Source organism: Streptomyces sindenensis (genome assembly GCF_014649035.1).
GTDB classification, from domain to species: Bacteria; Actinomycetota; Actinomycetes; order Streptomycetales; family Streptomycetaceae; genus Streptomyces; species Streptomyces sindenensis.
This window is the reverse complement of record NZ_BMSG01000005.1, coordinates 1-26,135: the sequence shown is the minus strand read 5'-3', so window position 1 is coordinate 26,135 and position 26,135 is coordinate 1. Positions and strand designations below refer to the sequence as shown.

The 26,135-nt window shown below is 70.5% G+C and carries 24 protein-coding genes and 1 pseudogene; 18 read left to right on the top strand and 7 right to left on the bottom strand.

The genetic code is table 11. From position 1 onward, the window contains the following. Nucleotides 1–25: 25 nt before the first annotated feature. The gene (locus IE145_RS08395) at nt 26–958 is read left to right on the top strand and encodes a DMT family transporter (RefSeq protein ID WP_189520266.1); all 933 of its coding nucleotides are present in this window, start codon (nt 26–28) and stop codon (nt 956–958) included. A gap of 19 nt (nt 959–977) precedes the next feature. Here the strand turns inward: IE145_RS08395 and IE145_RS08390 are convergent, their stop codons facing one another. Then, nucleotides 978–1,181, bottom strand: a complete 204-nt coding sequence (locus tag IE145_RS08390) for a hypothetical protein (protein WP_189520265.1) — start codon at nt 1,179–1,181, stop codon at nt 978–980. 146 nt (nt 1,182–1,327) lie between these two features. Here IE145_RS08390 and IE145_RS08385 point away from each other — a divergent pair, with 146 nt between their 5' ends. The 3 genes from IE145_RS08385 (at nt 1,328) to IE145_RS08375 (ending at nt 4,778) form a co-directional block, all read left to right on the top strand. Continuing rightward, a complete protein-coding gene (locus tag IE145_RS08385) occupies nt 1,328–2,548 on the top strand; it encodes a sensor histidine kinase (RefSeq protein ID WP_189520264.1) in 1,221 nt (406 codons plus the stop codon). A gap of 214 nt (nt 2,549–2,762) precedes the next feature. After that, nucleotides 2,763–3,500, top strand: coding sequence for a response regulator transcription factor (locus IE145_RS08380; protein ID WP_189520263.1), 738 nt, complete (start codon nt 2,763–2,765; stop codon nt 3,498–3,500). Nucleotides 3,501–3,581: 81 nt separating this feature from the next. Next, nucleotides 3,582–4,778: a cytochrome P450 family protein gene (locus IE145_RS08375; protein WP_189520262.1), complete on the top strand. Its 1,197-nt coding sequence runs from the start codon at nt 3,582–3,584 to the stop codon at nt 4,776–4,778. An 18-nt stretch (nt 4,779–4,796) separates the two neighbouring features. On the opposite strand, the gene IE145_RS08370 is transcribed toward IE145_RS08375, so the two are convergent. Next, nucleotides 4,797–5,816, bottom strand: coding sequence for a Gfo/Idh/MocA family protein (locus IE145_RS08370; protein WP_189520261.1), 1,020 nt, complete (start codon nt 5,814–5,816; stop codon nt 4,797–4,799). 98 nt (nt 5,817–5,914) lie between these two features. Between IE145_RS08370 and IE145_RS08365 the strand changes: the two genes are divergently transcribed. From IE145_RS08365 to IE145_RS08320, 10 genes are all read left to right on the top strand, one after another. Beyond that, entirely contained in the window at nt 5,915–6,673 is a 759-nt protein-coding gene (locus tag IE145_RS08365; RefSeq protein WP_189520260.1) for a GntR family transcriptional regulator, read from the top strand. Nucleotides 6,674–6,990: 317 nt separating this feature from the next. Beyond that, nucleotides 6,991–7,995, top strand: a complete 1,005-nt coding sequence (locus tag IE145_RS08360; RefSeq protein WP_444545672.1) for a sugar ABC transporter substrate-binding protein — start codon at nt 6,991–6,993, stop codon at nt 7,993–7,995. Next, entirely contained in the window at nt 7,992–9,038 is a 1,047-nt protein-coding gene (locus IE145_RS08355) for an ABC transporter permease (protein WP_189520259.1), read from the top strand. The genes IE145_RS08360 and IE145_RS08355 overlap by 4 nt, the downstream gene beginning before the upstream one ends. After that, nucleotides 9,035–9,880: an ATP-binding cassette domain-containing protein gene (locus IE145_RS08350; protein WP_189520258.1), complete on the top strand. Its 846-nt coding sequence runs from the start codon at nt 9,035–9,037 to the stop codon at nt 9,878–9,880. Before IE145_RS08355 ends, IE145_RS08350 begins: the two co-directional genes overlap by 4 nt. A 134-nt stretch (nt 9,881–10,014) precedes the next feature. Further along, entirely contained in the window at nt 10,015–11,181 is a 1,167-nt protein-coding gene (locus tag IE145_RS08345) for an ROK family glucokinase (protein WP_189520257.1), read from the top strand. Between the two features lie 77 nt (nt 11,182–11,258). Beyond that, nucleotides 11,259–11,849: a hypothetical protein gene (locus IE145_RS08340; RefSeq protein ID WP_189520256.1), complete on the top strand. Its 591-nt coding sequence runs from the start codon at nt 11,259–11,261 to the stop codon at nt 11,847–11,849. Between the two features lie 510 nt (nt 11,850–12,359). After that, the gene (locus IE145_RS08335) at nt 12,360–13,772 is read left to right on the top strand and encodes a family 2B encapsulin nanocompartment shell protein (RefSeq protein WP_189520255.1); all 1,413 of its coding nucleotides are present in this window, start codon (nt 12,360–12,362) and stop codon (nt 13,770–13,772) included. 81 nt (nt 13,773–13,853) lie between these two features. Further along, nucleotides 13,854–15,167, top strand: coding sequence for a family 2 encapsulin nanocompartment cargo protein terpene cyclase (locus IE145_RS08330; RefSeq protein WP_229825428.1), 1,314 nt, complete (start codon nt 13,854–13,856; stop codon nt 15,165–15,167). 18 nt (nt 15,168–15,185) lie between these two features. Then, on the top strand, nt 15,186–16,070 hold the full coding sequence (locus IE145_RS08325) for a geranyl diphosphate 2-C-methyltransferase (protein ID WP_189520254.1): 885 nt from the start codon (nt 15,186–15,188) through the stop codon (nt 16,068–16,070). Between the two features lie 182 nt (nt 16,071–16,252). Continuing rightward, complete coding sequence (locus IE145_RS08320; RefSeq protein ID WP_189520253.1) at nt 16,253–17,242, top strand: Acg family FMN-binding oxidoreductase; 990 nt, start codon at nt 16,253–16,255, stop codon at nt 17,240–17,242. Between the two features lie 646 nt (nt 17,243–17,888). Here IE145_RS08320 and IE145_RS08315 read toward each other — a convergent pair. The 4 genes from IE145_RS08315 to IE145_RS08300 all read right to left on the bottom strand — a co-directional run bounded on the left by IE145_RS08315 (nt 17,889) and on the right by IE145_RS08300 (nt 22,582). Further along, the gene (locus IE145_RS08315) at nt 17,889–20,039 is read right to left on the bottom strand and encodes an MMPL family transporter (protein ID WP_229825425.1); all 2,151 of its coding nucleotides are present in this window, start codon (nt 20,037–20,039) and stop codon (nt 17,889–17,891) included. 98 nt (nt 20,040–20,137) lie between these two features. Continuing rightward, nucleotides 20,138–20,743, bottom strand: a complete 606-nt coding sequence (locus tag IE145_RS08310) for an NADPH-dependent FMN reductase (protein WP_189520251.1) — start codon at nt 20,741–20,743, stop codon at nt 20,138–20,140. Between the two features lie 52 nt (nt 20,744–20,795). Next, entirely contained in the window at nt 20,796–21,590 is a 795-nt protein-coding gene (locus IE145_RS08305) for an ABC transporter permease (RefSeq protein ID WP_189520250.1), read from the bottom strand. Then, nucleotides 21,587–22,582, bottom strand: a complete 996-nt coding sequence (locus IE145_RS08300) for an ATP-binding cassette domain-containing protein (protein WP_189520249.1) — start codon at nt 22,580–22,582, stop codon at nt 21,587–21,589. Before IE145_RS08300 ends, IE145_RS08305 begins: the two co-directional genes overlap by 4 nt. Nucleotides 22,583–22,816: 234 nt before the next feature. Between IE145_RS08300 and IE145_RS08295 the strand changes: the two genes are divergently transcribed. From IE145_RS08295 to IE145_RS08280, 4 genes are all read left to right on the top strand, one after another. Beyond that, a complete protein-coding gene (locus IE145_RS08295) occupies nt 22,817–23,461 on the top strand; it encodes a hypothetical protein (RefSeq protein ID WP_189520248.1) in 645 nt (214 codons plus the stop codon). A gap of 383 nt (nt 23,462–23,844) precedes the next feature. After that, nucleotides 23,845–24,177 (top strand): transposase, encoded by a 333-nt coding sequence (locus IE145_RS08290; RefSeq protein ID WP_189520247.1) that lies wholly within the window; start codon nt 23,845–23,847, stop codon nt 24,175–24,177. A gap of 290 nt (nt 24,178–24,467) precedes the next feature. Further along, a complete protein-coding gene (locus tag IE145_RS08285) occupies nt 24,468–25,040 on the top strand; it encodes a hypothetical protein (protein ID WP_229825422.1) in 573 nt (190 codons plus the stop codon). Nucleotides 25,041–25,231: 191 nt separating this feature from the next. Then, nucleotides 25,232–25,618, top strand: coding sequence for a hypothetical protein (locus IE145_RS08280; RefSeq protein WP_229825421.1), 387 nt, complete (start codon nt 25,232–25,234; stop codon nt 25,616–25,618). An 8-nt stretch (nt 25,619–25,626) separates the two neighbouring features. Here the strand turns inward: IE145_RS08280 and IE145_RS08275 are convergent. Then, nucleotides 25,627–25,982: pseudogene (locus IE145_RS08275) on the bottom strand (transposase); the annotation flags it as partial. Nucleotides 25,983–26,135 lie beyond the last annotated feature (153 nt).

The following is a 26,135-nucleotide window of genomic DNA, read 5'->3' as shown; positions in this document are numbered from 1 at the left end:
TCCGTGGAGAACCCGGGAGAACCACGTGTCCGCTGCCGCCGTGCCCGCCGTGGGAGGCGTCTCCCCGCGCCGCGCCTGGGTCACCGATCTGCCCGTGCTGGCGGTCGCCGTCGTCTGGGGCGCGAGCTATCTCGCCGCCAAGGGCATCACCACCACGCACACCGTCGTCGCCGTGCTCGTCCTGCGCTTCGCGATCGTGCTGCCGGTGCTCGTGGCGGTCGGATGGCGCAGACTGCGGGCGCTGACCGGTGCGCAGGGGCGGGGCGCCGGAGTGCTGGGCCTGGTGCTGAGCGGGATCTTCCTGCTGGAGACGTACGGGGTGGTGCACACCTCGGCCACCAACGCCGGGCTGATCATCAGCCTCACCATGATCTTCACCCCGCTGGCCGAGGCCGCCGTGACCCGCGTCCGCCCGTCGGCCGGGTTCGTCGCCGCGGCCGGACTCTCCGTCGCCGGGGTCGTCCTGCTGACCCAGGGCGGCGGATTCACCAGCCCCTCGGCCGGCGATCTCCTGATGCTCCTCGCCGCCCTCGCCCGTACCGTCCACGTCCTGGCCATGGCCCGGATCAAGGCGGTACGGGACGCCGACTCGCTCTCCCTGACCACCGTCCAACTCGGCGGCGCGGTCGCCGTCTTCGCGGCCCTCGCCGCCGTCCCCGGAACCGGTGCCTCGCCGTGGAGCACAGCCGCGGGCTTCGGCGCGCGGGAGTGGGCGGGCCTGGTCTTCCTCTCCGTGTTCTGCACGCTGTTCGCGTTCTTCGTACAGATGTGGTCCGTACGCCGCACCTCGCCGTCCCGGGTCAGCCTGCTGCTCGGTACGGAACCGCTGTGGGCCGCCGCGGTCGGCATCAGCCTCGGCGGGGAGGAGCTCGGGCTGCTCGGGGCGGCCGGGGCGGTCCTCGTGCTGGCGGGCACCGCGTGGGGGCGGCGGGCCGCCGCGGGGGGTGTCCGGCCCTGATCCGCCGGACACCCCCTCGTCACGTCTTGATCGAATCCGCCGCGATCATCACGGCCGCCCCCGCCACCACCAGCACGATGTTGACGAACAGCATGCGGTCGCTGAGGAAGTCGATGTGACGCACCAGCGTCCAGAAACGGAACCAGCCGGTCCACTCGTACAGCAGCCCGCCCACGCCCTGGATGAAGACGAGGAACCCGACCGTCTCGACGATTTTCTTCATGGCCCGAGCTTTCCGCGCGCCCCGCGCCCGGCGCGTCGGCCACCGGTCCCGTCCCGCCGCGCCGAAAGTAGCGCAGGGTGCGACTTTGGTAGCTTCCGCGCCGCTCGGAGCGCTTCTCCGCCGCCCTGCTGCGTAACTTTGTCGACATGACGCGCACCGAGTACCGCTGGCTGCTCCCGTCGGCGATGGCCGACCCCGGCCTGCCGGACGACCGGATCCGGACGCGGCGGACCGTACGGGACTGGGCCGTCGACCTCACGGCCTTCCTCATCGCCGCGGGCATCGGCATGCTGGCCCTCGGCACGATCGAGGCCGACGACACGACCGCCGACATCGTCGTCTTCGTCGACTCCGTGGTCGGCGCGGTGGCCTGCTGCGCCGTCTGGCTCCGGCGGCGCTGGCCCGTCGGGCTCGCCGTCGCCCTCACCGTCGTGTCCGTCGTCGAGCCCGTGGCCGCCGGGGCCCTGCTGGTCGCCCTCTTCAGCCTGGCCGTGCACCGCCCGTTCAAGCCGGTCGCGATCGTCGGGGCGCTCGCGCTGGCCCTGGTACCCGTGCAGCCGTTCCTGCGCCCCGACCCGGCGACGTCCTTCCTCGCCTCGGTGCTCTTCGGCGCCCTGCTGATCCTCCTGGTGATCAGCTGGGGCATGGCCGTACGCTCCCGCCGCCAGCTCGTCGTCACCCTCCGCGAACGGGCCCGCCGCGCCGAGGCCGAGGCGGAACTGCGGGCCGAACAGGCCCAGCGCCTCGCCCGGGAGGCCATCGCCCGCGAGATGCACGACGTCCTGGCCCACCGGCTGACCCTCCTGAGCGTGCACGCCGGGGCCCTGGAGTTCCGGCCCGACGCCCCCGCCGCCGAGATCGGCCGGGCCGCCGGTGTCATCCGGGACAGCGCCCACGAGGCCCTTCAGGACCTCCGCGAGATCATCGGCGTCCTGCGCGGGCCCGGCGACACGGACGAGGCCCACCGGCCGCAGCCCACCCTCGCGACCCTGGACGCCCTCGTCGCCGAGTCCCGGCTCGCGGGCATGAAGGTCGCCGTCGACAACCGGGTCGCCGAACCCCGGGACGCCCCCGCCGCCACCGGTCGCACCGTCTACCGCATCGCGCAGGAGGCCCTGACCAACGCCCGTAAGCACGCGCCCGGCACCGAGGTCTGCCTCACCGTGACCGGCGGCCCGGGCGAGGGCCTCACCGTCGAGGTGGTGAACCCGGCCCCCACGGAACCCTTCGAACGGGTCCCCGGCTCCGGCCAGGGGCTCATCGGCCTCACCGAACGGGCCACCCTCGCCGGGGGAGAGCTGGAACACGGCCCGACGGAGGACGGCGGCTTCGCGGTCCGGGCCCGACTCCCGTGGCCCGCCTCGTGAGCGCCGCCGTACGGAATCGGGCGAGGCCCGCCGTACGGGAGCGAGGGAGCCGGTCCGTACGGAATCGGGCGGCGCCCGCCGTGCGGGAGCGGGGCAGCCGGTCCGTACGGAATCGAGCGACGCCCGCCGTACGGGAGCGAGGCAGCCGGTCCGCACGGGAACGAGCGACGCCCGCCGTACCGGCCCCGCGCACCGGCTGGCTACGGTGGCCGTCATGAACACCCCGGCGTCCCCGACACCAACCCCGGCCCCCTCCGCGCCCGTCCGGCTGCTCATCGTCGACGACGACCCGCTGGTCCGGGCGGGACTGACCCTGATGCTCGGCGGCGACCAGGGCATCGACATCGTCGGGGAGGGCGCGGACGGCGCCGAGGCCGAAGAGCTGGTCGAGCGGCTGCGTCCCGATGTCGTCCTGATGGACATCCGGATGCCGGTCATGGACGGACTCACCGCGACCGAGCGGCTGCGCCGTCGGCCCGACGCCCCCGAAGTCGTCGTCCTCACCACCTTCCACGCCGACGAACAGGTGCTCCGGGCCATCCGGGCCGGGGCGGCGGGATTCGTCCTGAAAGACACCCCGCCGGCCCGGATCGTCGACTCGGTCCGCCGGGTCGCAGCCGGGGACCCGGTCCTCTCGCCCGCCGTCACCCGCCAGTTGATGGCCCGTGCCGCCGGCGGCGGGCACGGCGACCGGGCCGACCGCACCGAGCGCGCACGCAGCCGTCTGGGCCGACTCGCCGAACGGGAGCGGGAAGTCGCCGTCGCCGTCGGCCGCGGCGGCTCCAACGCGGAGATCGCGGCCTCCCTCTACCTCAGCGTCGCCACCGTCAAGACCCACGTCTCACGGATTCTCGCCAAACTCGAACTCAACAACCGGGTACAGATCGCGCTGTTGGTCCACGACGCGGGGCTCCTCGACACGGACGACGAGGGCGGGAGCCGCCTAGGCTGAACGCGACGGCCTCCGTCCGCCGCGCCCATCGAGGCGCGGCGCCACCGTGAGGTGCCGCACCCCATCGAGAAGGGAACCGTGTTGACCACCGAACCCCTGGTCGATCTCGCCGCCCTCGGCGATCAGTTCACTCGCGATCCCTACCCGGCCTACGCCGCGCTGCGCGCGAAGGGCCCGGTCCACCGGGTCCGGATCCCCGAAGGCGCGGACGCCTGGCTCGTCGTCGGATACGAGGCGGGCCGCGCCCTCCTCGCCGACCAGCGGCTCTCCAAACACTGGAGCCGCGCCTCACCCACGCTCGGGGTCAGCAAGGTGTCGGCGGGCTCCTCGATGCTCGGCTCCGACGCCCCCGACCACACCCGGCTGCGCAAGCTGGTCGCCCGTGAGTTCACCCCGCGCCGCATGGAGCAACTGGCACCACGGATACAGCAGATGACCGACGAGCTGCTGGACGCCATGCTCGCGGCTCCAAAACGCTCGGCCGACCTCGTCGAGGCGCTGTCCTTCCCGCTGCCGATGTCGGTGATCTGCGAGCTGCTCGGCGTGCCGTTCCTGGACCGCGAGGACTTCCGCACCTGGTCGGGCCAGGCGGTCTCCTCCATCGACCCGTCCGTGCGCGCCTCCTCCACCCAGGCCATGACCGCGTACATCGCCGGTCTGCTGGCCGACAAGCGCGAGAAGCCCGGCGAGGACCTGCTGAGCGCGCTGATCCACACCGCCGACGAGGACGGCGACCGGCTGTCGGGCGAGGAACTGATCGGCATGGCCTGGCTGTTGCTGGTCGCCGGACACGAGACCACCGTCAACCTCATCACCAACGGCGTGCACAACCTCCTCGCACACCCGGATCAACTGGCAGCCCTGCGCGCGGACTTCTCCCTGATCGACAACGCCGTCGAGGAGATCCTGCGGTTCGAAGGTCCCGTGGAGACCCCCACGTACCGCTTCACCACCGAGCCGATCGAGGTGGGCGGCACGGTGATCCCCGGCGGCGGCGAACTGGTCCTGGTCGCGATGTCGGACGCCAACCGGGACCCCGGGCGCTACCCCGGCGGGGACCGCTTCGACATCACCCGGGACGCCCGGGGCCACATCGCCTTCGGGCACGGCATCCACTACTGCCTGGGCGCCCCGCTGGCCCGCATCGAGGCCCGGACCGCCATCCGGTCGCTGCTGGAGCGCTGCCCCGACCTGCGGCTGACCGCCGACCCCGCGACGCTGACCTGGCGCACCGGGATGCTGATGCGGGGGCCGCTGAGCCTTCCGGTCGCCTGGTAGCGGCGGGCCGGGCTGCGTTCAGCCGCCGGGGATCTCCGCCAACGCCACCGGCCGGCGTTCGCGGCGGGAGACCTCGCACGCCTCGGCGATCCGCAGGGCGTGCAGGGCTTCCCGCCCGTCGCACGGGTTGGCCAGCTCGCCGCGAACCACGCGCAGGAACGCGTCCAGCTCCGCCTCGTACGCCGGGGCGAACCGTTCCAGGAAGCCCGGCCAGGGCTTCGCCGGGGCGCCGGGGCCGCCGGGCTCGGCCGAGGTCAACGGCGTACGGTCGTCCAGGCCGACGGCGATCTGGTCCAGCTCGCCGGCCAGCTCCATCCGTACGTCGTACCCGGCGCCGTTGCACCGGGTCGCGGTGGCGGTGGCGAGCGTCCCGTCGTCGAGGTTGAGCAGGACCGCGGCCGTGTCCACGTCCCCGGCCTCCCGGAACATCGTGGGCCCGGTGTCGGAGCCGGTGGCGTACACCTCGCTCACTTCGCGGCCCGTCACCCAGCGCAGGATGTCGAAGTCGTGGACCAGGCAGTCGCGGTACAGCCCGCCGGAGAGCGGGAGGTAGGCGGCGGGCGGCGGCACGGGATCGGAGGTGACCGCCCGCACGGTGTGCAGCCGGCCGAGCCTCCCCTCCCGCACCGCGGCCCTGGCCTCGCCGTACCCGGCGTCGAAGCGCCGCATGAAGCCGAGCTGGAGCAGGCTCCCCGCCGCCTCGACCTCGGCCAGCGCGGCGAGCGTGCCGGGCAGGTCCAGGGCGATCGGCTTCTCGCAGAAGGCGGGCAGCCCGGCGCGGGCGGCGCGGGCGATGAGCCCGGCGTGCGCGGCGGTCGCCGAACAGATCACCACGGCGTCGGGCACGCCCCGGGCCTCGCCCGCCCCCGTGAACAGATCGTCCACGGAGACGGCCGCGGCCCCCGTCCGCCCGGCCGCGGCGGCCGCCCGCCCGGGGTCCGCGTCCGCCAGCAGCAGGGCGTCCACGGCGGGGTGACGGCTCAGCACCTCCGCATGGAATGTCCCGATCCGTCCCGTTCCGATCAGTCCGATGCGCATGGGCCCCAAGGTGGCTTCGCCCGGTCGTCATGTCAAGCGTTTGTCCTGACAAACGCGACGCCATGGCCATGTCCGGACAAGCGAACTACGCTCGCCCCGTGACCGCACATGGAACCGACCGGCCGCTGCCGCTGAGCGTGGACCGCACCAGCCCGGTGCCGCTCTACTTCCAGCTGGCGCAGCAGCTGGAGGCAGCCGTGGAGCAGGGCCGGCTGGCCCCCGGTGCCCTGCTCGGGAACGAGATCGACCTCGCCGCGCGGCTCGGCCTGTCCCGGCCGACCGTCCGCCAGGCCATCCAGACGCTCGTCGACAAGGGTCTGATGGTGCGCCGGAGGGGGGTCGGCACCCAGGTCGTCCACAGCCAGGTCCGCCGCCCGCTGGAGCTCAGCTCGCTCTACGACGACCTGGAGGCGGCGGGCCAGCGCCCCGCCACCACGGTCCTGCGCACCATGACGGAACCGGCCACGGCCGAGGTCGCCGCCGCGCTCGGCGTCGCCGAGGGCAGCGAGGTCCATCTCGTGGAGCGGCTGCGCAGCGCGCACGGCGAACCGGTGGCGCTCCTGCGCAACCACCTGCCGCCGGGGCTGGTGTCCCTGCGCACCGAGGATCTGGAGGCCACCGGCCTCTACCGGCTGATGCGCGCTGCCGGGATCACGCTGCACAGCGCCCGCCAGTCGGTGGGCGCGCGCGCCGCGACGGCGGGGGAGGGGCGGGCCCTGGAGGAGGAGGCGGGGGCGCCGCTGCTGACGATGGAGCGGGTGACGTACGACGACACGGGGCGGGTGGTGGAGTTCGGCTCCCACGTCTACCGCGCGGCGCGATACGCGTTCGAGTTCCAGCTCCTGGTCCGCCCGTAGCCGCGCCGGATCCGGCCATGGGGGCCTGGCGGACAGGAGCCTCACCGGCGCGGCCGACACCACCGCGACGGTGCGGACAGGAGCCTCACGGGCGCGGCCGACACCACCGCGACGGTTCCGTCCTCCAACGCCGGACGGGCTTGATTCGTACGGGCACACGGGTTGCGCTCGGCGACTCCGTGGCCCAGGCTCCTGTGACCGTCGGCCACCCGCGCAGGGCCCTCGGGCGGGCCTCGGGGATACTGGGCAGTCGGCCCGGGACCGTACACCCCCGGCCCGGTCAGGCGAAGCGCACAGCAGAAGAAGGGCACGGTGTCGTGGCAAGGGTTCGGACAGGGGTACGCGCGCTGGGCGCCGTGCTGGCAGTGATGCTGGCGGCCGCGGGATGCAGCAGCACCGGCGGCAAGCGGGCGGAAGAACGCGCGGCCGAGGCCGCCGAGGGGCGGGCCGCGGTGAACACCCCGCGCTGGACCTTCGCCATGGTGACGCACTCGGGAGACGGCGACACCTTCTGGGACATCGTCCAGAAGGGCGCCGAACAGGCGGCGCTCAAGGACAACATCAACTTCCTCTACTCGCACAACGACGAGGGCAACCAGCAGGCCCAGCTCGTCCAGACCGCGATCGACAAGAAGGTCGACGGGCTGATCGTCTCGCTGGCCAAGCCGGACGCGATGAAGGCCGTGGTGGCCAAGGCCGTCAAGGCGGGCATCCCGGTCGTCACCGTGAACTCCGGCTCCGCCGAGTCGAAGGAGTTCGGGGCGCTCACCCACATCGGCCAGGACGAGACCATCGCTGGGGAGGCCGTCGGCGACGAGCTGAACAACCGGGACCGCAAGAAGGCGCTCTGCGTCCTGCACGAGCAGGGCAACGTGGGCCACGAGCAGCGCTGCGCCGGCGCGAAGAAGACCTTCGACGGCACGATGCAGAACCTGTACGTCGACGGCACCAACATGCCCGACGTCACCGCGTCCATCGAGGCCAAGCTCCAGTCCGACAAGAGCATCGACGCGGTCGTCACCCTCGGCGCGCCCTTCGCCGACGCGGCCGTCCAGGCCAAGCAGACGGCGGGCAGCAAGGCCGAGATCGACACCTTCGACCTCAACGCCAAGGTCGCCACCGGCCTCCAGACCGACAAGCTCGGGTTCGCCGTCGACCAGCAGCCCTACCTCCAGGGGTACCAGGCCGTCGACCTGCTCTGGCTCTACCGGTACAACCGCAACGTGCTCGGCGGCGGCCAGCCCGTTCTGACCGGCCCGCAGGTCATCACCAAGGACGACGCGGACGCCCTGGCCGACTACACCAAGCGGGGCACGCGATGAGCGGCTCCACCGCCGCCCCGGAGCGTCTCGACGAGCGGCTCGTGCACACCTCTCCGCTGCGCAGGCTGCTCGGCCGCCCCGAGCTGGGCTCGGTCGTCGGCGCGGTCGCCGTCTTCCTGTTCTTCGCGATCGTCGCCGACAGCTTCCTCCAGGCGTCCAGCTTCGGCACCGTGCTGTACGCGGCCTCGGTCCTCGGCATCATGGCCGCCCCGGTCGCCCTGCTGATGATCGGCGGCGAGTTCGACCTCTCCGCGGGCGTCCTGGTGACCAGCTCCGCGCTGATCTCGTCGATGTTCAGCTACCAGATGACCGCCAACGTCTGGGTCGGCGTCCTCGTGTCCCTGCTGGTCACGCTCGCCATCGGCGCGTTCAACGGCTTCATGCTGACCCGCACCGAACTGCCGAGCTTCATCATCACGCTCGGCACGTTCCTGATGCTGACCGGCCTGAACCTCGGCTTCACCAAGCTCATCAGCGGCACCGTCTCCACCAAGGCCATCGGCGACATGGAGGGCTTCGACTCCGCCCACGCCCTGTTCGCCTCCACGCTGACCCTCGGCGGCGTCGAGTTCAAGGTGACCATCCTGTGGTGGATCGCCCTCGTCGCGCTCGCCACCTGGATCCTGCTCCGTACCCGCTTCGGCAACTGGATCTTCGCGGTCGGCGGTGCGGCCGACGCGGCCCGCGCGGTCGGCGTCCCCGTCGTCCGCACCAAGATCGGGCTCTACCTCGGCGTCGCCTTCGCCGCCTGGATCTCCGGCCAGCACCTGCTGTTCAGCTACGACGTCGTCCAGTCCGGCGAGGGCGTCGGCAACGAGCTGACGTACATCATCGCCGCCGTCATCGGCGGCTGCCTGATCACCGGCGGCTACGGCTCCGCGATCGGCTCGGCGGTCGGAGCCTTCATCTTCGGCATGACCAGCAAGGGCATCGTCTACGCCGAGTGGAACCCGGACTGGTTCAAATTCTTCCTGGGAGCGATGCTGCTCCTGGCCACCCTGCTCAACGCGTGGGTGCGCAAGCGCGCGGAGGCGACGACATGACGGCCACGTCGGAGAAGAGCACGGGCCCGCTCGTCGAGCTGGACGACGTGTCCAAGTTCTACGGCAACATCAAGGCCCTGGAACACGTCTCGCTGGAGGTCCACGCGGGCGAGATCACCTGCGTCCTCGGTGACAACGGCGCCGGCAAGTCCACCCTCATCAAGATCATCGCAGGGCTGCACGGGCACGACGCCGGACGCTTCCTCATCGAGGGCGAGGAGACCACCCTCGCCAACCCGCGCGACGCCCTGGACCGGGGCATCGCCACCGTCTACCAGGACCTCGCCGTCGTCCCCCTGATGCCGGTCTGGCGGAACTTCTTCCTCGGCTCCGAGCCCACGACGGGCGTCGGCCCCTTCAAGCGCCTCGACGTCCGCACGATGCGCGAGACGACCCGCACCGAACTGCTCCGCATGGGCATCGACCTGCGCGATGTCGACCAGCCCATCGGCACCCTGTCCGGCGGTGAGCGCCAGTGCGTGGCCATCGCCCGCGCCGTCTACTTCGGCGCCAAGGTCCTCGTACTCGACGAGCCCACCGCCGCCCTCGGCGTCAAGCAGTCCGGCGTGGTGCTCAAGTACGTGGCGGCCGCCCGCGACGCCGGCCTCGGCGTGGTACTCATCACGCACAACCCGCACCACGCCCACCTCGTCGGCGACCGGTTCGTCCTGCTCAAGCGCGGAGTGATGTCCGGCAGCCACACCAAGGACGACATCACGCTCGACGAGCTGACCCGGCAGATGGCGGGCGGCAGCGAGCTGGAGGAGCTCAGCCACGAGCTGGAACGCACTCCGACGCCCACCCTCCCGGGCACGTCCGCGGCGACCGAGGAAGGATCCTGACCCACGACCCGCCCCGGCGGGCCGACCCCGCCCGTCGGCCCGCCGGGGCCGGGCAGTGGCAGAATCGAGCCCGGCGGGCGCCGTCCGCCGCCGGTCGCGACAGCGGCCCGGCCCCCCCAGACCCCGCAGGGACGATGAGCACGTACCGCGACTTCGCCCACCGCGGCTCCGCCCGCGCCACCGTCCTCAAGACGGTCGGCACCAAGGAACGCCGCTCGCACCTGTCCGCGCCCCGCGTCCCCACGGTCGGGATCGACATCGGCGGTACGAAGGTGATGGCGGGCGTCGTCGACGCCGACGGCAACATCCTGGAGAAGGTCCGCACCGAGACGCCCGACAAGTCCAAGAGCCCCAAGGTCGTCGAGGACACCATCGTCGAGCTGGTCCTGGACCTCTCCGACCGGCACGACGTCCACGCGGTGGGCATCGGCGCGGCGGGCTGGGTCGACGCCGACCGCTCCAAGGTCCTCTTCGCCCCGCACCTCGCCTGGCGCGACGAACCCCTGCGCGACGCCATCGCCTCCCGCCTCGTCGTCCCCGTCATGGTCGACAACGACGCCAACACCGCCGCCTGGGCGGAATGGCGCTTCGGCGCGGGCCGCGGCGAGGACCACCTCGTCATGATCACCCTCGGTACGGGCATCGGCGGCGCGATCCTGGAGGACGGCCAGGTCAAGCGCGGCAAGTACGGGGTCGCCGGTGAGTTCGGCCACATGCAGGTCGTGCCCTCGGGCCACCGCTGCCCCTGCGGCAACCGGGGCTGCTGGGAGCAGTACAGCTCCGGCAACGCCCTCGTCCGCGAGGCCAGGGAGCTGGCCGCCGCCGACTCCCCGGTCGCCCACTATCTGCTGGACCGGGTGAAGGGGAACGTCTCCGACATCACCGGGCCGCTCATCACCGAACTGGCCCGCGAGGGCGATGCGATGTGCATCGAACTCCTCCAGGACATCGGCCAGTGGCTCGGCATCGGCATCGCCAATCTGGCCGCCGCGCTCGACCCCTCCTGCTTCGTCATCGGGGGCGGCGTCAGCGCCGCCGACGACCTCCTGATCACCCCCGCCCGGGACGCCTTCAAGCGCCACCTCACCGGCCGCGGCTACCGCCCCGAGGCGAGGATCGCCAAGGCGCAGCTGGGCCCCGAGGCGGGTATGGTCGGCGCCGCGGACCTGGCGCGGCTGGTCGCCCGCCGCTTCCGCCGGACCAACCGGCGGCGCGTCGAGCGGTACGAGCGGTACGCCCAGATCTACGACCAGGCGGCGAGCACCATCCGCAACACGCGGTCCACCCGCACCGTCGACTGAACCGCGACCGCCCTCTTCGGCGTCCACCCCTCCGTACGCCTCGTCACGTCGCCGCAGCACCTAGGGACCACCTGATCATGATCGAAGCCGAGCACCCCGTGGTGCCGCACCAGTCGGAGTCGCCGGGCGACGGCGAACCGCCGGAGGACCGCCGGCACGTGTTCAAGCGGCGCTTCATCACCGCCACGATCATCGTGCTGCTGATCGGCATCCCGGCCGGCTACCTGCTGATCTCGGCAGGCCAGAGCCGCCGCTCGGGCCAGGACAAGGAGGCCGAGGCGGCCGCCGTGGGACTGCGCGAGGGCTGGCCCTCCAAGATGCAGCGCCGGATCTTCGAGGTCCCGATCCCCGGCAACGGCCAGGGCGTCCAGTACTACGAGACGAACAACTGGAAAGCCAGCCGGCTGTACGCGAAGTTCCGGACCACCTCCGCCGGCCTCGACCGCTTCCTGAGCCAGACGGGCACCGGACGTGCGGCGCTGGAACCGGACAGGATCACCATCAGCCCCCGGGACATCAAGATCACCGGCTGGTCCTTCGGCCCGGGCGAGCACTGGGCCGGCACCACGCACAGCAACAAGAAGCCGCGCCCCACCCAGAACATCACGGTCAACATGACCGATCCGGCCAGCCCCGTCGTGTACGTCGTATCCGCGGCGACCCCCTGACCTGAGTCCGTGAGGCGCCGCCCCGGCCGTGAAGCCGTGGGGCCCCCTCGTGACCCCGGGCCGGTGAGCGGAGCGCTCCGGCCCACGTTTCCTGAGCGCGTCGGCCCCGGCGGTGATCCCACCGCCGGGGCCGACGCGCGTGTGCGTGGCACCTCGCCGCGGTCGCCATACCGTGTCCCGCGCGGCATTGCCACCGCCCGCCCGACCGGGCAGGCCGGATTTCGTCGGGCAGGGGCCGTGGTGGGCTCCACCAGTCCGGGAAAACTGCCGGACGGCCCCTCGCAAGCACGGCTGAAATCCGTCTGACGCGGCCAAACACCCCTAGGTCGTGATCATCGTATCGAGCTAATGTCGGCGGATTTCCTTGGTCCATATGGCGAGGGGGCCCCTAGTGTTCCCCTGGATCTGGAGGGGTTCCTCTCTCTTTCGAGCCTTTCCTCCTCCTTTACGCCCTGACGACCGTTCGCGTCCGCTTGCGCGCGTCCCGCCCGACCAAGGAGAGCCTGCCCGATGACTGTTGAATCGAGCCCGGAAACCAGGCAGGACGTGCCCCGGCAGTCCAGCCTGGGGACGGCCGCGGCCCGCAACCTCGCCAGCACGACGAAGTCCGCCCCGCAGATGCAGGAGATCACCTCCCGCTGGCTGCTGCGGATGCTCCCGTGGGTCGAGACCAAGGGCGGTGCCTACCGGGTCAACCGGCGGCTGTCCTTCACGGTGGGTGACGGACGGGTGGATTTCGTCCAGGACGGGGCCACGGTCCGGGTCATCCCCCAGGAGCTGGGCGAACTCGCCCCGCTGCGGGACTTCGACGACGTCGAGGTCCTGACCGCCATCGCCGACCGGTGTGTCCAGCGTGACTTCCGGGCCGGGGAGACCCTGGTCGAGCGGGGCGCGACCGCGGACCAGCTCCACCTGATCGCACACGGCCGGATCGGCCAGACCTCCGTCGGCAGTTACGGCGACGAGGTCACCCTGGACGTCCTGGCGGACGGGGACCACTTCGGCGAGCACGTCCTGCTGGATGACGACGCCCGGTGGGCGCACACCGCCACCGCCGAGACCGCGGGCACGCTGCTCACGCTGTCCCGCGCGGACTTCGCGGCCATCGTGTCGAACTCGGCGGAGCTCCGGGCCCACCTCGCCGAGTTCACCGCACGCTCCCGGCAGCGGCAGAACCACCGCGGCGAGGCGGAGATCGCCATGTCGGCCGGCCACGTCGGCGAGCACGAACTGCCCGGCGCCTTCGCCGACTACGAGCTGCGCCCGCGCGAGTACGAACTCTCGGTGGCCCAGACCATTCTGCGGGTCCACACCAGGGTCGCCGACCTCTACAACGGTCCGATGAACCAGACCGAGGAACAGCTCAGGCTCACCATCGAGGCACTGCGGGAACGCCAGGAGCACGAGCTGATCAACAACCGGGAGTTCGGTCTGCTCCACAAGGCCGACTTCAAGCAGCGCATCCAGCCGCACTCCGGCCCGCCGACCCCGGACGACCTGGACGAGCTGCTCTGCCGCCGCCGCGGCACCAAGTTCTTCCTGGCGCACCCCCGGACGATCGCGGCGATGGGGCGCGAGTTCAACGCGCGCGGCCTCTACCCGGACCACACCGACCTCGGCGGCCAGCAGGTGCCCGCCTGGCGAGGCGTCCCGATCCTGCCCTGCGGCAAGATCCCCATCACCCCGGAGAAGACCAGTTCGATCCTCGCCATGCGTACCGGCGAAGAGAACCAGGGCGTCATCGGTCTCCGGCAGACCGGGCTCCCGGACGAGTACGAACCGGGCCTCTCGGTGCGCTTCATGGGTATCGACGAGAAGGCGATCATTTCCTACCTCGTCAGCACCTACTACTCCGCCGCCATCCTGGTGCCCGACGCCGTCGGCGTACTGGAGAACGTACAGATCGCCAACTGGCCCCGGTAGCGGGCTCGGCGCGGCGGCCCGGAAGCGGACCGCGTGCCCGGACGTCGTCGAAGAACAGCCCACCTCATCAAGGAGCCACGCATGCCCGTGCCCGAGCTGCCGCCTGTGCGGTCGAGCCTGCCGGAGGCCGTCTCCCGCCTCGGGACGACCGCAGGCGAGGCGGCCGCGGCTCGCGTCCATGACCTCGGTGCCGCCGTCGGCGCATCGTCCGCAGTGCCCACGGGGGCGGTCCCGTCCGTCGGCCTCCCCCTGGGCCCCCCGCCGGTCGTCCCGCCGTCGGCCGGTGGGACGGAGGCCGCGCGGACGGGTTCGGCAGACGGCCTGGAACGGCTGCTGAGCGGCCCCCACGGTCTGGGCACGGCGGGCCTGCGGCTGACGCCGCGCGAGGAGCCCCGCGCGCCGGCGGCCACGGAGCGTGGCCGGCCGGTTCCGGGTCTCTACCACCACCCGATTCCCGAGCCCGACCCGGGGCGGGTCGACGAGGTCAGCCGCCGCATCAAAGCCTGGGCCCTGGACGAGGTCTCCCTGTACCCCGAGGAGTGGGAGGAGCAGTTCGACGGCTTCTCCGTGGGCCGGTACATGGTCGGCTGCCACCCGGACGCGCCCACCGTCGACCACCTGATGCTCGCCACCCGCCTGATGGTCGCCGAGAACGCCGTGGACGACTGCTACTGCGAGGACCACGGGGGGTCGCCCATCGGCCTCGGCGAGCGGCTGCTGCTCGCGCACACCGCGCTGGACCCCCTGTACACCGCGCGCGAGTACCAGCCGGACTGGGCGGCCTCGCTCCACGCGGACGCTCCCCGGCGTGCCTACCGCTCCGCCATGGACTACTTCGTCCGCGCGGCGGCGCCCTCCCAGGCGGACCGGCTCCGCCATGACATGGCGCGGCTGCACCTGGGGTATCTCGCCGAAGCGGCCTGGGCCCAGCAGGACCAGGTCCCGGAGGTCTGGGAGTACCTGGCGATGCGCCAGTTCAACAACTTCCGGCCCTGCCCCACCATCACCGACACCGTCGGCGGCTACGAACTCCCCGCGGATCTGCACGCCCGCGCCGACATGCAGAAAGTCATCGCGCTGGCCTCCAACGCGACGACGATCGTGAACGACCTCTACTCGTACACCAAGGAACTCGACGCTCCGGGCCGGCACCTGAACCTGCCCGTCGTGATCGCCGAACGCGAGGGTCTGTCGGACAAGGACGCCTATCTCAAGTCGGTCGAGATCCACAACGAGCTGATGCGCGACTTCGAGACCGAGGCCGCCGCACTGGCCGCCGCCTGCCCTCTCCCGAGCGTGCACCGCTTCCTGCGAGGCGTCGCCGCCTGGGTCGACGGCAACCACCACTGGCATCAGTCGAACACCTATCGCTACAGCCTGCCCGATTTCTGGTAAAAGAGAAGGAAACCATCTGTGACCAGCGCCGAACTGACCGCCACCGCCCCCGCCGCACTGCACATCCCCGGCCCGGCGACCCCCTACCAGGGAGACATCGCCCGCTACTGGGACGGTGAGGCCCGGCCCGTGAATCTGCGCCTCGGCGACGTCGACGGCCTCTACCACCACCACTACGGTGTCGGCGAGGTCGACACCGCCGCGCTCGGCGACACCGAGGACAGGGGGTACGAGGACCGGCTGATCGCCGAGCTCCACCGCCTGGAGTCCGCGCAGGCGGACGTCCTCCTCGAACACCTCGGCGGCATCGGGCGAGAGGACACCCTGGTGGACGCGGGCTGCGGCCGCGGCGGCTCCATGGTGATGGCGCACCAGCGCTTCGGGTGCTCGGTGGAAGGCGTGACCCTGTCGGCCAAGCAGGCCGACTTCGCCAACGGGCGCGCCGCGGAGCTGGGCATCGACGGCCATGTCCGCGCCACGGTCTGCAACATGCTCTCCATGCCCTTCGCGACCGGTTCCGCCGCGGCCTCGTGGAACAACGAGTCGAGCATGTACGTGGACCTGGACGATCTCTTCGCCGAGCACTCCCGGGTCCTGGAGGTCGGCGGCCGCTACGTGACCATCACCGGCTGCTGGAACCCGCGCTACGGTCAGCCGTCGAAGTGGGTCTCGCAGATCAACGCGCACTTCGAATGCAACATCCACTCGCGCCGGGAGTACCTGCGCGCCATGGCCGACAACCGCCTCGTGCCGCAGGCCGTCATCGACCTCACGCCCGACACCCTGCCCTACTGGGAGCTGCGGGCCACATCCTCGCTGGTCACCGGGATCGAGGACGCGTTCATCAACTCCTACCGGGACGGGTCCTTCCAGTACGTCCTCATCGCGGCCGACCGCGTCTGACGGCACCCGGCCCAAGGGCGGCCGGCACCGGGAGACCCCCGGTGCCGGCCCTTCTCGGGTTGGGCATGAAGCGGCGCGCCTGCGGGGTTAGGTTGGAAGCAGGCGGTCCGGACACCGGCACGGCCGGGCGGGCCGGATGCGCCGGGGACGGGCGACGGCGTTGTGAGCCAGAGGGGTCAGCCATGAGAGACCGAGTCACCGAAGTCGTTCCCGCGCTGGTCGCGGCGGCCGTCGCCGCGCCGTCCATGCACAACGCCCAGCCGTGGAGGTTCGTCCATCACACGGAGACCGGCGTCCTCTCGCTGTACGGCGATCCGGACCGAGCCCTGCCGGCCGGAGACCCCGATGGCCGGGGCATGCATCTCGGATGCGGAGCCGCGCTGTTCAACCTCCGGGTGGCCGCCGCGGAGGCCGGCTGGGAGGCGGTCACCGAGACGCTCCCGGACCGGAACGACCCCTGGCGGCTGGCCGATGTCGCGTTGCGCGAGCCGGCGGGCGACTTTCCGGACCGGGCGCTGGCGGAGCTGGGGCCCGCGGTGCGGGCCCGGCACACCAGCCGCCTCCCGTTCTCCGACGAGCGGATCCCGCCGGAGATCTTCGACGAGCTGTGTGCCGCCGCGCTCCTGGAAGGGGCCAGGCTCGCCGTTCCGAGCGGCTGGCACGCCGAAGACCTCGTCGACCTCGTGCACGACGCCGAGCTCCACGAGTCCGCCAGCGACCTCATGCAGGCGGAGATCGCCGCCTGGACGCGCATGGGCCGGGCGGGCGAGGGCTCGGTGGCCGAGGGCGTACCGGCCTACGCCTTCGGCCCCCGTCAGCACGACGTGAAGGTGCCCGTCCGCGACTTCGGGCTGTCCCAGGACTCCCGGCGCCGTCCCACGGCAACGTTCGAGGAGCACCCCCAGCTGGCGGTGCTCGGTACGGAATCGGACCGCCCCGCCGACTGGCTGCGCGCGGGGCAGGCCATGGAGCGGGTCCTGCTGGTGGCGACGGAGGACGGGCTCGCGACCTCCCTGATGTCCCAGCCGCTGGAATGGCCGGAGCTGAGGTCGATGGCACGCGACCCCGCGTCCGGGATGGGCTTCGTCCACATGGTCTTCCGCCTCGGTTACGGTCCCCCGGCGGCGGCCACCCCGCGCAGACCGGTCGCCGACGTGCTCACCGTCGTATGACCCACCGCGGCGTTCCCGTCCGCACCCCGCTCCCCACCCGGGGCGGCCAGGGCCCCGCGACGCCGGCCACCTGAGTCGGGGGAGGCGGGAGCCGGATGAGAGGGGCGAGCGGGTGAGCGACACACCAAGGAACACCCTCAAGTACTGCGTCGACGGTCCCGAGGACGCCCCGTCCTGGTCATAGGTCCATCGCTGGGGACGACCTGGCGCTCGCTGTCTCGTAGCCGCCGATGGCGAACGACAGGGCGATGAGCAGACCGCCCGCGGCGACGAACGGAACCATGTAGGGGACGCTCCCAGCCGCTCCGGCATCCCCGGACCCGGACCCGGCCTCGGACCCGGACCCGGGACCCGGGCCGGTGCCGGCCTCGGCGGTGGGTCCGTTCGCGCGCATCCACGTTATGCAGACCTGCCGCCCGCAGTTGACCGGGCATTGCGCCCGGCCGGGCGGTGGTCGGGCCTCTGATCAGCGTCTCCGACGGCACCCCTCGGTCCCGGTGACACCACCCCCCAGGTCATCCGTTCGACAGGGGGCAACAGTCATGCCGGGCCCGGAGGCCAGCGGCCCTCTTGCAGGACCGCGAAGAAGACAACGGGGCGGTCGCAGCTGCGACCGCCCCCCCGCCCCCGAAGGAACCGAGATCGTTCAGTTCTTGCCGCTGAGCACCAGGCGGTCCTCGTCCGGGCTGATCCGCGCGGGCTCGGACGGTGACGGCCCTTCCACGGTCAGACGCGGCAGGATCCGGTCCAGCCAGGACGGCAGCCACCAGTTGGATGCGCCGAAGAGGTGCATCAGAGCGGGTACCAGCATGGTGCGCAGCACGAACGCGTCGATCGCGACCGCGGCCGCCAGGCCGATGCCGAACATGGCGATGGTGCGCTCGCCGGCCAGGATGAACGCCCCGAACACCGCGATCATGATGATGGCGGCGGCGTTGATGACGCGGCTCGTCTCGGCCAGGCCGGTGCGGACCGCGCGGGTGTTGTCCGCGCCCTTGACCCACTCCTCGTGCATGCGGCTGACCAGGAAGACCTGGTAGTCCATGGAGAGGCCGAACAGCATCGACAGCATGACGACCGGGAGGAACGCCTCGATCGGTCCCTTGCCCACGCCCAGCAGGTCCGATCCCACGCCCCACTGGAAGATCAGGACGAGGACACCGAAGGACGAGGCGACGGCGATCAGGTTCATCGCGGCGGCGGTGGCGGGGACGACGAAGCTGCGGAAGGCCAGCAGCAGAAGAAGAAAGCCGAGCGCGACGACCACGGTGATGAACAGCGGCAGCTTGGCCGAGAGTACTTCGGCGAAGTCGTCGGCGATCGCCGTGCCGCCGCCGACGTACACCTCCAGCGAACTGCCCTCGACAGCTCCGGGGATGACGTCCTCGCGTAGCGTGGTGATCAGTTCCGAGGTCTCCTCCGACTGTGGAGAGGTCGTCGGTATGACCTGCACGATGCGTACCTTGGCCTCGGGGGTCGGCGGCAGTGCCACGGCCTGGGCGACACCCTCGGTATCGCGCACCTTGGCGACCAAGGAGGTGAGCGCGCTGTCGTCGGCCGACTTCCCGGGCACGGCGACGAGCTGCAATGGGCCGTTGGAACCCGGGCCGAAGCCCTCGGCCAGCGTGTCGTAGGCCTTGCGTACGGTGGTGGCACTCGGGCTGTTGCCCTGGTCGGAGAATCCGAGCCGCAGCGACATCGTCGGGATGGCGAAGGCGACCATGACGATGAGAGCGATGGCGGCCAGGGCCTTGGGCCGGCGCTCCACCAGTGCCGACCAGCGCGCGGCGAGGGTGGTCTTCTCCTCGTCCTGCCGGGGCTGCTCCAGTCGACGCCGCTGACGGCGGTTGAACACCTTGGCCTTCATCAGGCCCAGCATCGCGGGCAGCAGGGTTACCGCCGCCGCCATCGTGGACAGGACGACGATGGACGCCGCGACGGCCACACCGTTGAGGAAGCTCAGATTGAGAACGAGCATGCCGAGCAGCGCGATGCACACGGTGCCGCCCGCGAACAGAACGGCACGGCCGGAGGTGTTGATCGCCTGGACCGTCGCCTCCTCCGGGGTCAGCCCGTCGCGGATGCCCGTGCGGTAACGGGTGACGATGAAGAGGGCGTAGTCGATGCCGACGCCCAGGCCGATGAGCATGCCGAGCATCGAAGCGAACGACGGTACATCGGCTGTGTGCGTGAACAGGGCGATGCCGTTCATTCCGAGGCCGACGCTGAAGATCGCCGTGACGATCGGGAGCAGCATGGCGAGGAAGGAGCCGAACGCGAGATAGAGCACGATCGCGGCCGCGATGACGCCGACGATCTCACTGATGTTGGCCGGGGCCGCGTCGGCCAGCGTGATCACGTTGCCACCCAGCTCCACCTGGAGTCCGTCGCCGCGGGCGGCCTTGGCGGCGTCGACGAGCGGTTTGACATCGTCAACCACCAGCTTGTCGAAGGACTGGGTGAAGGTGATCTGCGCGTAGGCGATCTTCCCGTTCTCGCTGATCTGCGCCGCGCCGTGCGGCGTGTACGGACTGGCGACCTGCCCGACCTTGGGAAGCTTCGCCGCCTTCTTGAGGAGGTCGGACATCGTTCGTTCGACGTCGGCGTCGCGGACGGACGACGAGGCTTTCCACACGATGGAGGCGGACTCGCCCGACTGCTTCGGGAACGCCTCCTTCATGAGGTCGAGCGCCTTGGTCGACTCGGTGCCCGGAAGCGAGAACGAACTGGAGAACTTGGCTCCGCCCGCAGCCGAACTGGCCATGGTGACGCCCGCGAAGGCGACGATCCACAACATGATGACGATCCACCGGTGTCGGAAGCACCAACGGCCTAGTCTGCCCACAACTGCTCCACTCTCGTTTTCACTGCCTGTCCTGTCCCGGCCAGGCGTTGTCAGCCGGCGGCTGCCGCGCCGACGAGTCGCGCCGCTTCCAGCGCCTTGTACATCTGGGCGAACTCCACGACCTGGTCGCCCAGGATCCCCAGCTGGACCTCGGTCCCCGGGTCACTGCACCGCTCGGTGTCGCGGAAGACTCCGGTCTCGGTATTGACCGGCACGCCGAGCGGGGTCGGCCAGCCGCGCAGCGCGTGCGTGGTCGTACGCAGCGCCGCCAGCGCTGTGACCGCGCCCTGCCAGCCCTGGCCGACGGCGAGGCAGCCGACGGCACGCCCGGTGAAGTACGGCCGCGGGTCGTCCCGCAGATCCTCCACGTAGTCCAGGACGTTCTTCACGAGCCCGGACACGGTGCCGTGATAGGCGGGCGTCGCAAGGATGATTCCGTCGGCCTTGGCGATCCGCTGGACCAGGTGCCGGGCCCGGGGCGTGCGTACCGGGGTTCGTGGGTCGTACAGCGGCAAGTCGAGTTCGGGTCCCGTGATCAGGTCGGTGCGGGCGCCCCGGCGTTCGGCCGCTTCCAGGCTGATGCGCAGCGCTCGCTCGGACGTCGACCCGGCCCGGGGCGAACCGCCGATGCCGAGCACCGTGAAGCGATTGGTCATGTCACACTCCGTTCTCTGCGTACGGTCGGCCGTGGGGTGACGCGCGGTCAGGTCAGGCGGCTACCGCGCGGCGGTAGGCGCGGCTCGCCAGCGGCACCATGACGGCGAGGAGCAGGATCGACCCGATGAGCGCGAAGGGGAGCGGATGCCTGAGAGCGAAGCTGCTGTCCGCGGTCACTGCGGTCGGGTTGCCCCACAGGGACCGCACGGCGGTCACCACGGCGCTCATGGGGTTCCATTCAGCGATGACCTGGAGCCACGAGGGAAGGTTGTTGAGCGGGATGAACGCCGCCGAGAGGAACGACAGCGGCATCGAGATGAACACGGAGATCGAGTTGACCGCCTCGGGGTTGCGCACGACCAGACCGATCAGCACACCGAGCCAGGAGACGGCGTAGCCGAGGAGGAGGAGCAGCCCGAAACCGGCGAGTGTCTTCACGAACCCTTGGTGGGTGCGCCATCCGATCAGATAGCCCACGGCGGTGATCCCGATACAGGACACGAGCGTCAGGACCAGGTCGGAGGCGGTGCGGCCGATCAGCACGGCCACCTGCGACATCGGCAGTGAGCGGAAACGGTCCACCAGGCCGTTGTTGAGATCGTCGGCCACGCCGATCGCGGTGGTGCCGATGCCCGCCAGCATCATCTGCACGAAGATGCCCGCCATGATGTATTCCTGGTAGTTGCCGCCGCCCGGCACCGACATGGCACTGCCGAAGAGGTAGCCGAACACCAGAACCAGGGCGATGGGCATGATGGTCACGCCGATCAACTTCTCGGGGATGCGCGTCAGGTGGCGCATATGGCGCCCAATGAGCACCACTGAGTCGTTCAGTGCCTCATTCATCGGGACACGGCCTCCGGGTCTTCCTGCATCGTGTGTTCGGCCTCTGCCCTCTGCATGCCCTGCTTGCCGGTCAGTTCGAGGAACACGTCGTCCAGCGACGGCTTGCGCACCGAGAAGTCCGCGACAGCCAGGCCGAGTTGGTCGAGGGTGGTGGATGCCAGGGCGATGCCGACCAGGCCTGTCTCCAGCGGCGCGGAGAGCCGGGGCACTGCCTGGTCCGCCATGGCGGGGGCGAAGCCGACGGCGCTCAGCGCCTTCGCCGCGACCTCTGCCGTCTCCGTCTCGGTGAAGGTGATCTCCAGGCGCTCGCCGCCGACCGTGCGCTTGAGTTCGTCGGGCGTGCCCTCGCCGACGGTGAGTCCGTCGTTGATGACGATGATGCGGTCGGCGAGCTGGTCGGCCTCCTCCAGGTACTGGGTGGTCAGCAGCACGGTCACACCGTTGCGGACCTGCTCGCGGACCATCTCCCACAGCACGTTGCGGCTCGCGGGGTCGAGCCCCGTGGTCGGTTCGTCCAGGAAGATGATCGGCGGGGACGCGATGAGGCTGGCCGCGAGGTCGAGTCTGCGCCGCATGCCTCCGGAGTACGTGCTGACCCGGCGGCCTGCGGCTTCCGTCAGGCCGAACTGCTCCAGCAGTTCCTGCGCCCGGGTCCGGGCAGCGAACCGTCCGATGTGGAAGAGCCGGCCGATCAGCACCAGGTTCTCGCGGCCCGTCAGACGTTCGTCGAGAGCGGCGTACTGGCCGGTCAGGCCGATCCTGCGGCGCACCTCGCGGGGCTGGCGAGCGATGTCGTACCCGGCCACGGTGGCCTGTCCGGCGTCGGCCTCGATGAGCGTGGCCAGGATGCGCACGATCGTCGTCTTGCCGGCACCGTTGGGCCCGAGCAGGCCCAGTACGGTGCCCTCCTCGACTGTGAGATCGACGCCCTTGAGGGCCTCGTGGTCTCCGTAGCGTTTGCGCAGCCCCTGCGCAGAAATGGCGATGCTCACAGGCCCTCCTCAGCTGATGGTCGGTGCCACTCGGAAATGATCGGAAACGGAGCAGCATATGGCCGGTCGAACGTATCGTCGCGCGTACGGACTTCCCTAGCCTGATTTCAATTCTTCGAAATGGAGGGAGGTGCACGGGCGGGGTGTGCTTCGGCGGTCTCCGCTGGGCGATGATGAGTTCGGCGGAGGCCAGGTCGGGAGCCGCCGGGAAGCGGATCGAGAAGGAGCGCGGAAATGATCGGTGGCAAGTCCGGAAGGGTGGCCGGGCGATGGGGATTCGGTCTTTCCGTCTTCTATGCGGTGCTGGTGCGTTTCTACCAGGCCGCGGGCGGGACGATCGGAGTTCCGGGAACCTTCACCGAGGAGAGCCTCGACGTCTGGTACATGGCGAATTACGTTGCGGGGCTGCTGATTCTGCTCGGCGGCGTGGCCTGTCTGTTTCTGAGTGAGCCGTGGGTGCGCACGCTCCCGCGGCGCTTCCCCGTCCGGCCGGGTCAGGAGTTGCCCCGGCCGCTGATGCTGGCCGGCTGCGTGGTCCCGGTACTGGCGGGCGGAGTCTTCGCGGTGGCGCACGGGATCGTGGGGATCGTCACCCAGCTGCTGGAGCTCTGCGGGGTGATCCACGTCGACTATCCGAGCGACTGGGTCACCCTCGACGTCACCGCGCTGAATCTGTGGAACGTACTCTTTTATGAGCCGTGGTTCGTGGCCATGGGAATATGCTTGATTCTCGCTGCGCTCGGATATCTTCGGCAAGCAGGAATCCGCGAGGTTGTCGTACGGCGAATAGTATGGACGTCTTATGTGCTGATCTTTGTTCTGGGGGTCTTGGGAACGCTCGCCGTGGTGCTGAAATGGAATGTCACCGTTGGTGGCTGAAATGGCCTTGGGGTGGAGGGGAAGACTTCCGGGCGGAACGGTTGAAGGTTCGGCGCTTGCGGCATATCAGCTCGGCGATGACGCGCGGAAGGTCTTCGCCGGGGTGGAAATGCCCTCCCGGGGGCGATCAGGAAGGCGGCACGCACGGCGGGCGGGTGACAGTTCGCGTATCGATCTGGCACGCAAGGTGTGGGTGATCCGGTGGGGGATCCGCGGCACCATCCGTCGGCGGCGCAGGAGGTTCTGCGGCTGCGGGTGGTGGCCGCGACCGGCTGCGGCTGACCGGGACCGGAGTGGGCAACTGCCCGAAGCGGTAAGGGATTTCCTTCCTGCGACCCGACAGACGGGCGGTGGAACAGGGGCCGGAGGGGCGACCCGTCGGCATGAGCGGACCTGGCCGGCGATCCGGGCGCAGGTGGGGCGAGAAGGGGCGCGCCCCGATAGCGCGGCGTACCGGCAACCGGTTCTCGGTGAATGCGATGTCGGCGATCAACACGAAGGACCAGATGCACTTCATGGTCGTCGCAGGAACCTTCGACTCCGCCGGGACGTGCCAATTCCGCCCATTCCTGGAGCGGCTCGTCGGACACGTCGACCATGAAATCCACCTCGTGGTCGACGGGTACTCCGCACACCGCTCGAAGAAGGTGAAGGCTGGCTCGATCACACCGCGGAGATCGCGCCACACTTCCCATCCCCGTAGAGACCGAGACTGAATCGCGATGAACTCGTCAACGCGGCCCTCGAAAACAGCATGCCCCAGAATCGCCGGGCCCGGAAAAGCTGCCGGCCGGAGCCGGTCGGTCCTTTCCTGGCCATGTGTGCGGGTCGGGTCGGCCCAGGGCGGGGACCGCCTCCGCCGTACGGGGGAGACGGTCGGCACCGGGGGAGGACGCCGGGCGGCGGGAGGGCGCCGGAGGATGGGAACGGCAGCAACTCCCGGGCTTCCCCGGGCATCCCCTGGTGTCCCCGAGTGTTCTCGGGTCCCGGTGAAAGGAAGGCCGCGATGAGCGCCACCGAGACTCCCACCCTTGCCGGTGCGACCGCCGGCGCGGGCACCGGAGTGCGCACGCCACAGGTGTCACGCGCCATCATGTGGTCGGCGTACGCCATCCCCCTCTGCGCACTTCCGTCCGGACTCTGGCGCATCGCGCTCGTCTCGGAATGGTTCGACTGGTACGCGGGCCACACCTGGTTGCCGGGCGAGCGCCCGTACGTCGTCTTCCTTTCGCTGGTCGCGGAATGCCTGGCTCTGCTCACGCTAGGGCTGGTCAAGCCGTGGGGTGAACGCCTTCCCGATTGGGTCCCGCTTGTCGGCGGACGCGCGCTGTCGGTCCGCGCCGTCGTGGTCCCCGCCTCGGTGGGCGCCTTCCTCGCCACGGCGCTGTCCGCCTACGCCACGCTCAACTACTTCTTCCACTTCGTCCCGCCGCTGAACGACAACGGCGAGGCGTTCCCCACAAGCGGGCCGGGCGCCTGGGCGCTGTGGGTCTGCTATCTCCCGATCCTGGCGTGGGGCCCGCTGCTCGCCGTGGTCACCCGCGCCTACTACCTGCGCAGGACCCGCGGAACGCAGTGACCGCAGACGCTCCGAACGGGGGCCCGTCGGCCACGGCGGCCCCCGCCCCGTGGTCCCAGGCCGACTAGAGCGTGTCTCCTTGGTCCACCAGCCGGTGTCAGGCGGCCCCGGCTGGTGGAGAAGTCAGGCGACCTGAGAAAGCTGCTCGGATACTGTCGCTGCGGAGGTGGAGTCTTGTGTCCTGGCCGTCTGTGATCGTTCTTGCCCCTGTGGAGCGACGCCCGTTCCTTGAGCGGTCATTCCGCTCCTTCGATCTGGCGCCGGACGCGACGGGTGACGAGCGGCTCCACTGGCACGGGTACTCGTACTACCTCGACCTCTCAGGCAGGATCCTGGCGGACTACGAGCCGGACGAGCTGGAGCAAGTGAGATCCCAGATCGGTGAGCCGTACGGGGTCTATGTCTCGTGCGAGTCCATGGACGCAGCCCGCGCATTCCTCCGTCACGTTCTCGCTGGTTTCCTAGGTCTGATCGACACCAACCACCATGAAATCCTGCCTGCGGATGAGTTCATTGCACTTCTGGACCGCTACCCAGATTGGGACTGGCGCCGCCAACCAAGCACGGACCTGCGGTAGTACGGCTTTCACCGTCGGGCCCAGATGGAGATGGCAGCGAGGTGAAGTGCGGCCTGGTAGGCGATGGCGAGCTTGTCGTTCGCATGGCCAGGCCACGCCACTGCTTGAGCCGGTTGATGGAGCGTTCGACTGAGCCGCGCTGCTTGTATGCCTCAGCATCGAAGACGGGCGGCCGACCTCCGGCGCGGCCTCGCCGCAGTCGGTGGCCGATCTGGTCGGACGGCTGAGGGATCACTGCGCGGATTCCGCGCCGCCGAAGGTGCGCACGGATCGCGCGGGATGAGTACGCGCGGTCCCCCAGGACGGTGTCGGGGCGGGCCCTCGGCCTTCCTGGCCCGCTTCGCGGAACACGGATGCCGGCCATCCGATCGGCAGGCATGAACGGCTCGATTCGGTCCCACATCGCATCAGTGATCACAAGCCGGACGGACATATCTGATCAACCGACAAGGAGATTAAGAAGTCATCTCAATTGGCCCGATAGGCTGTGGCCTGTGGCGAGGATCGTTGAGCGGCT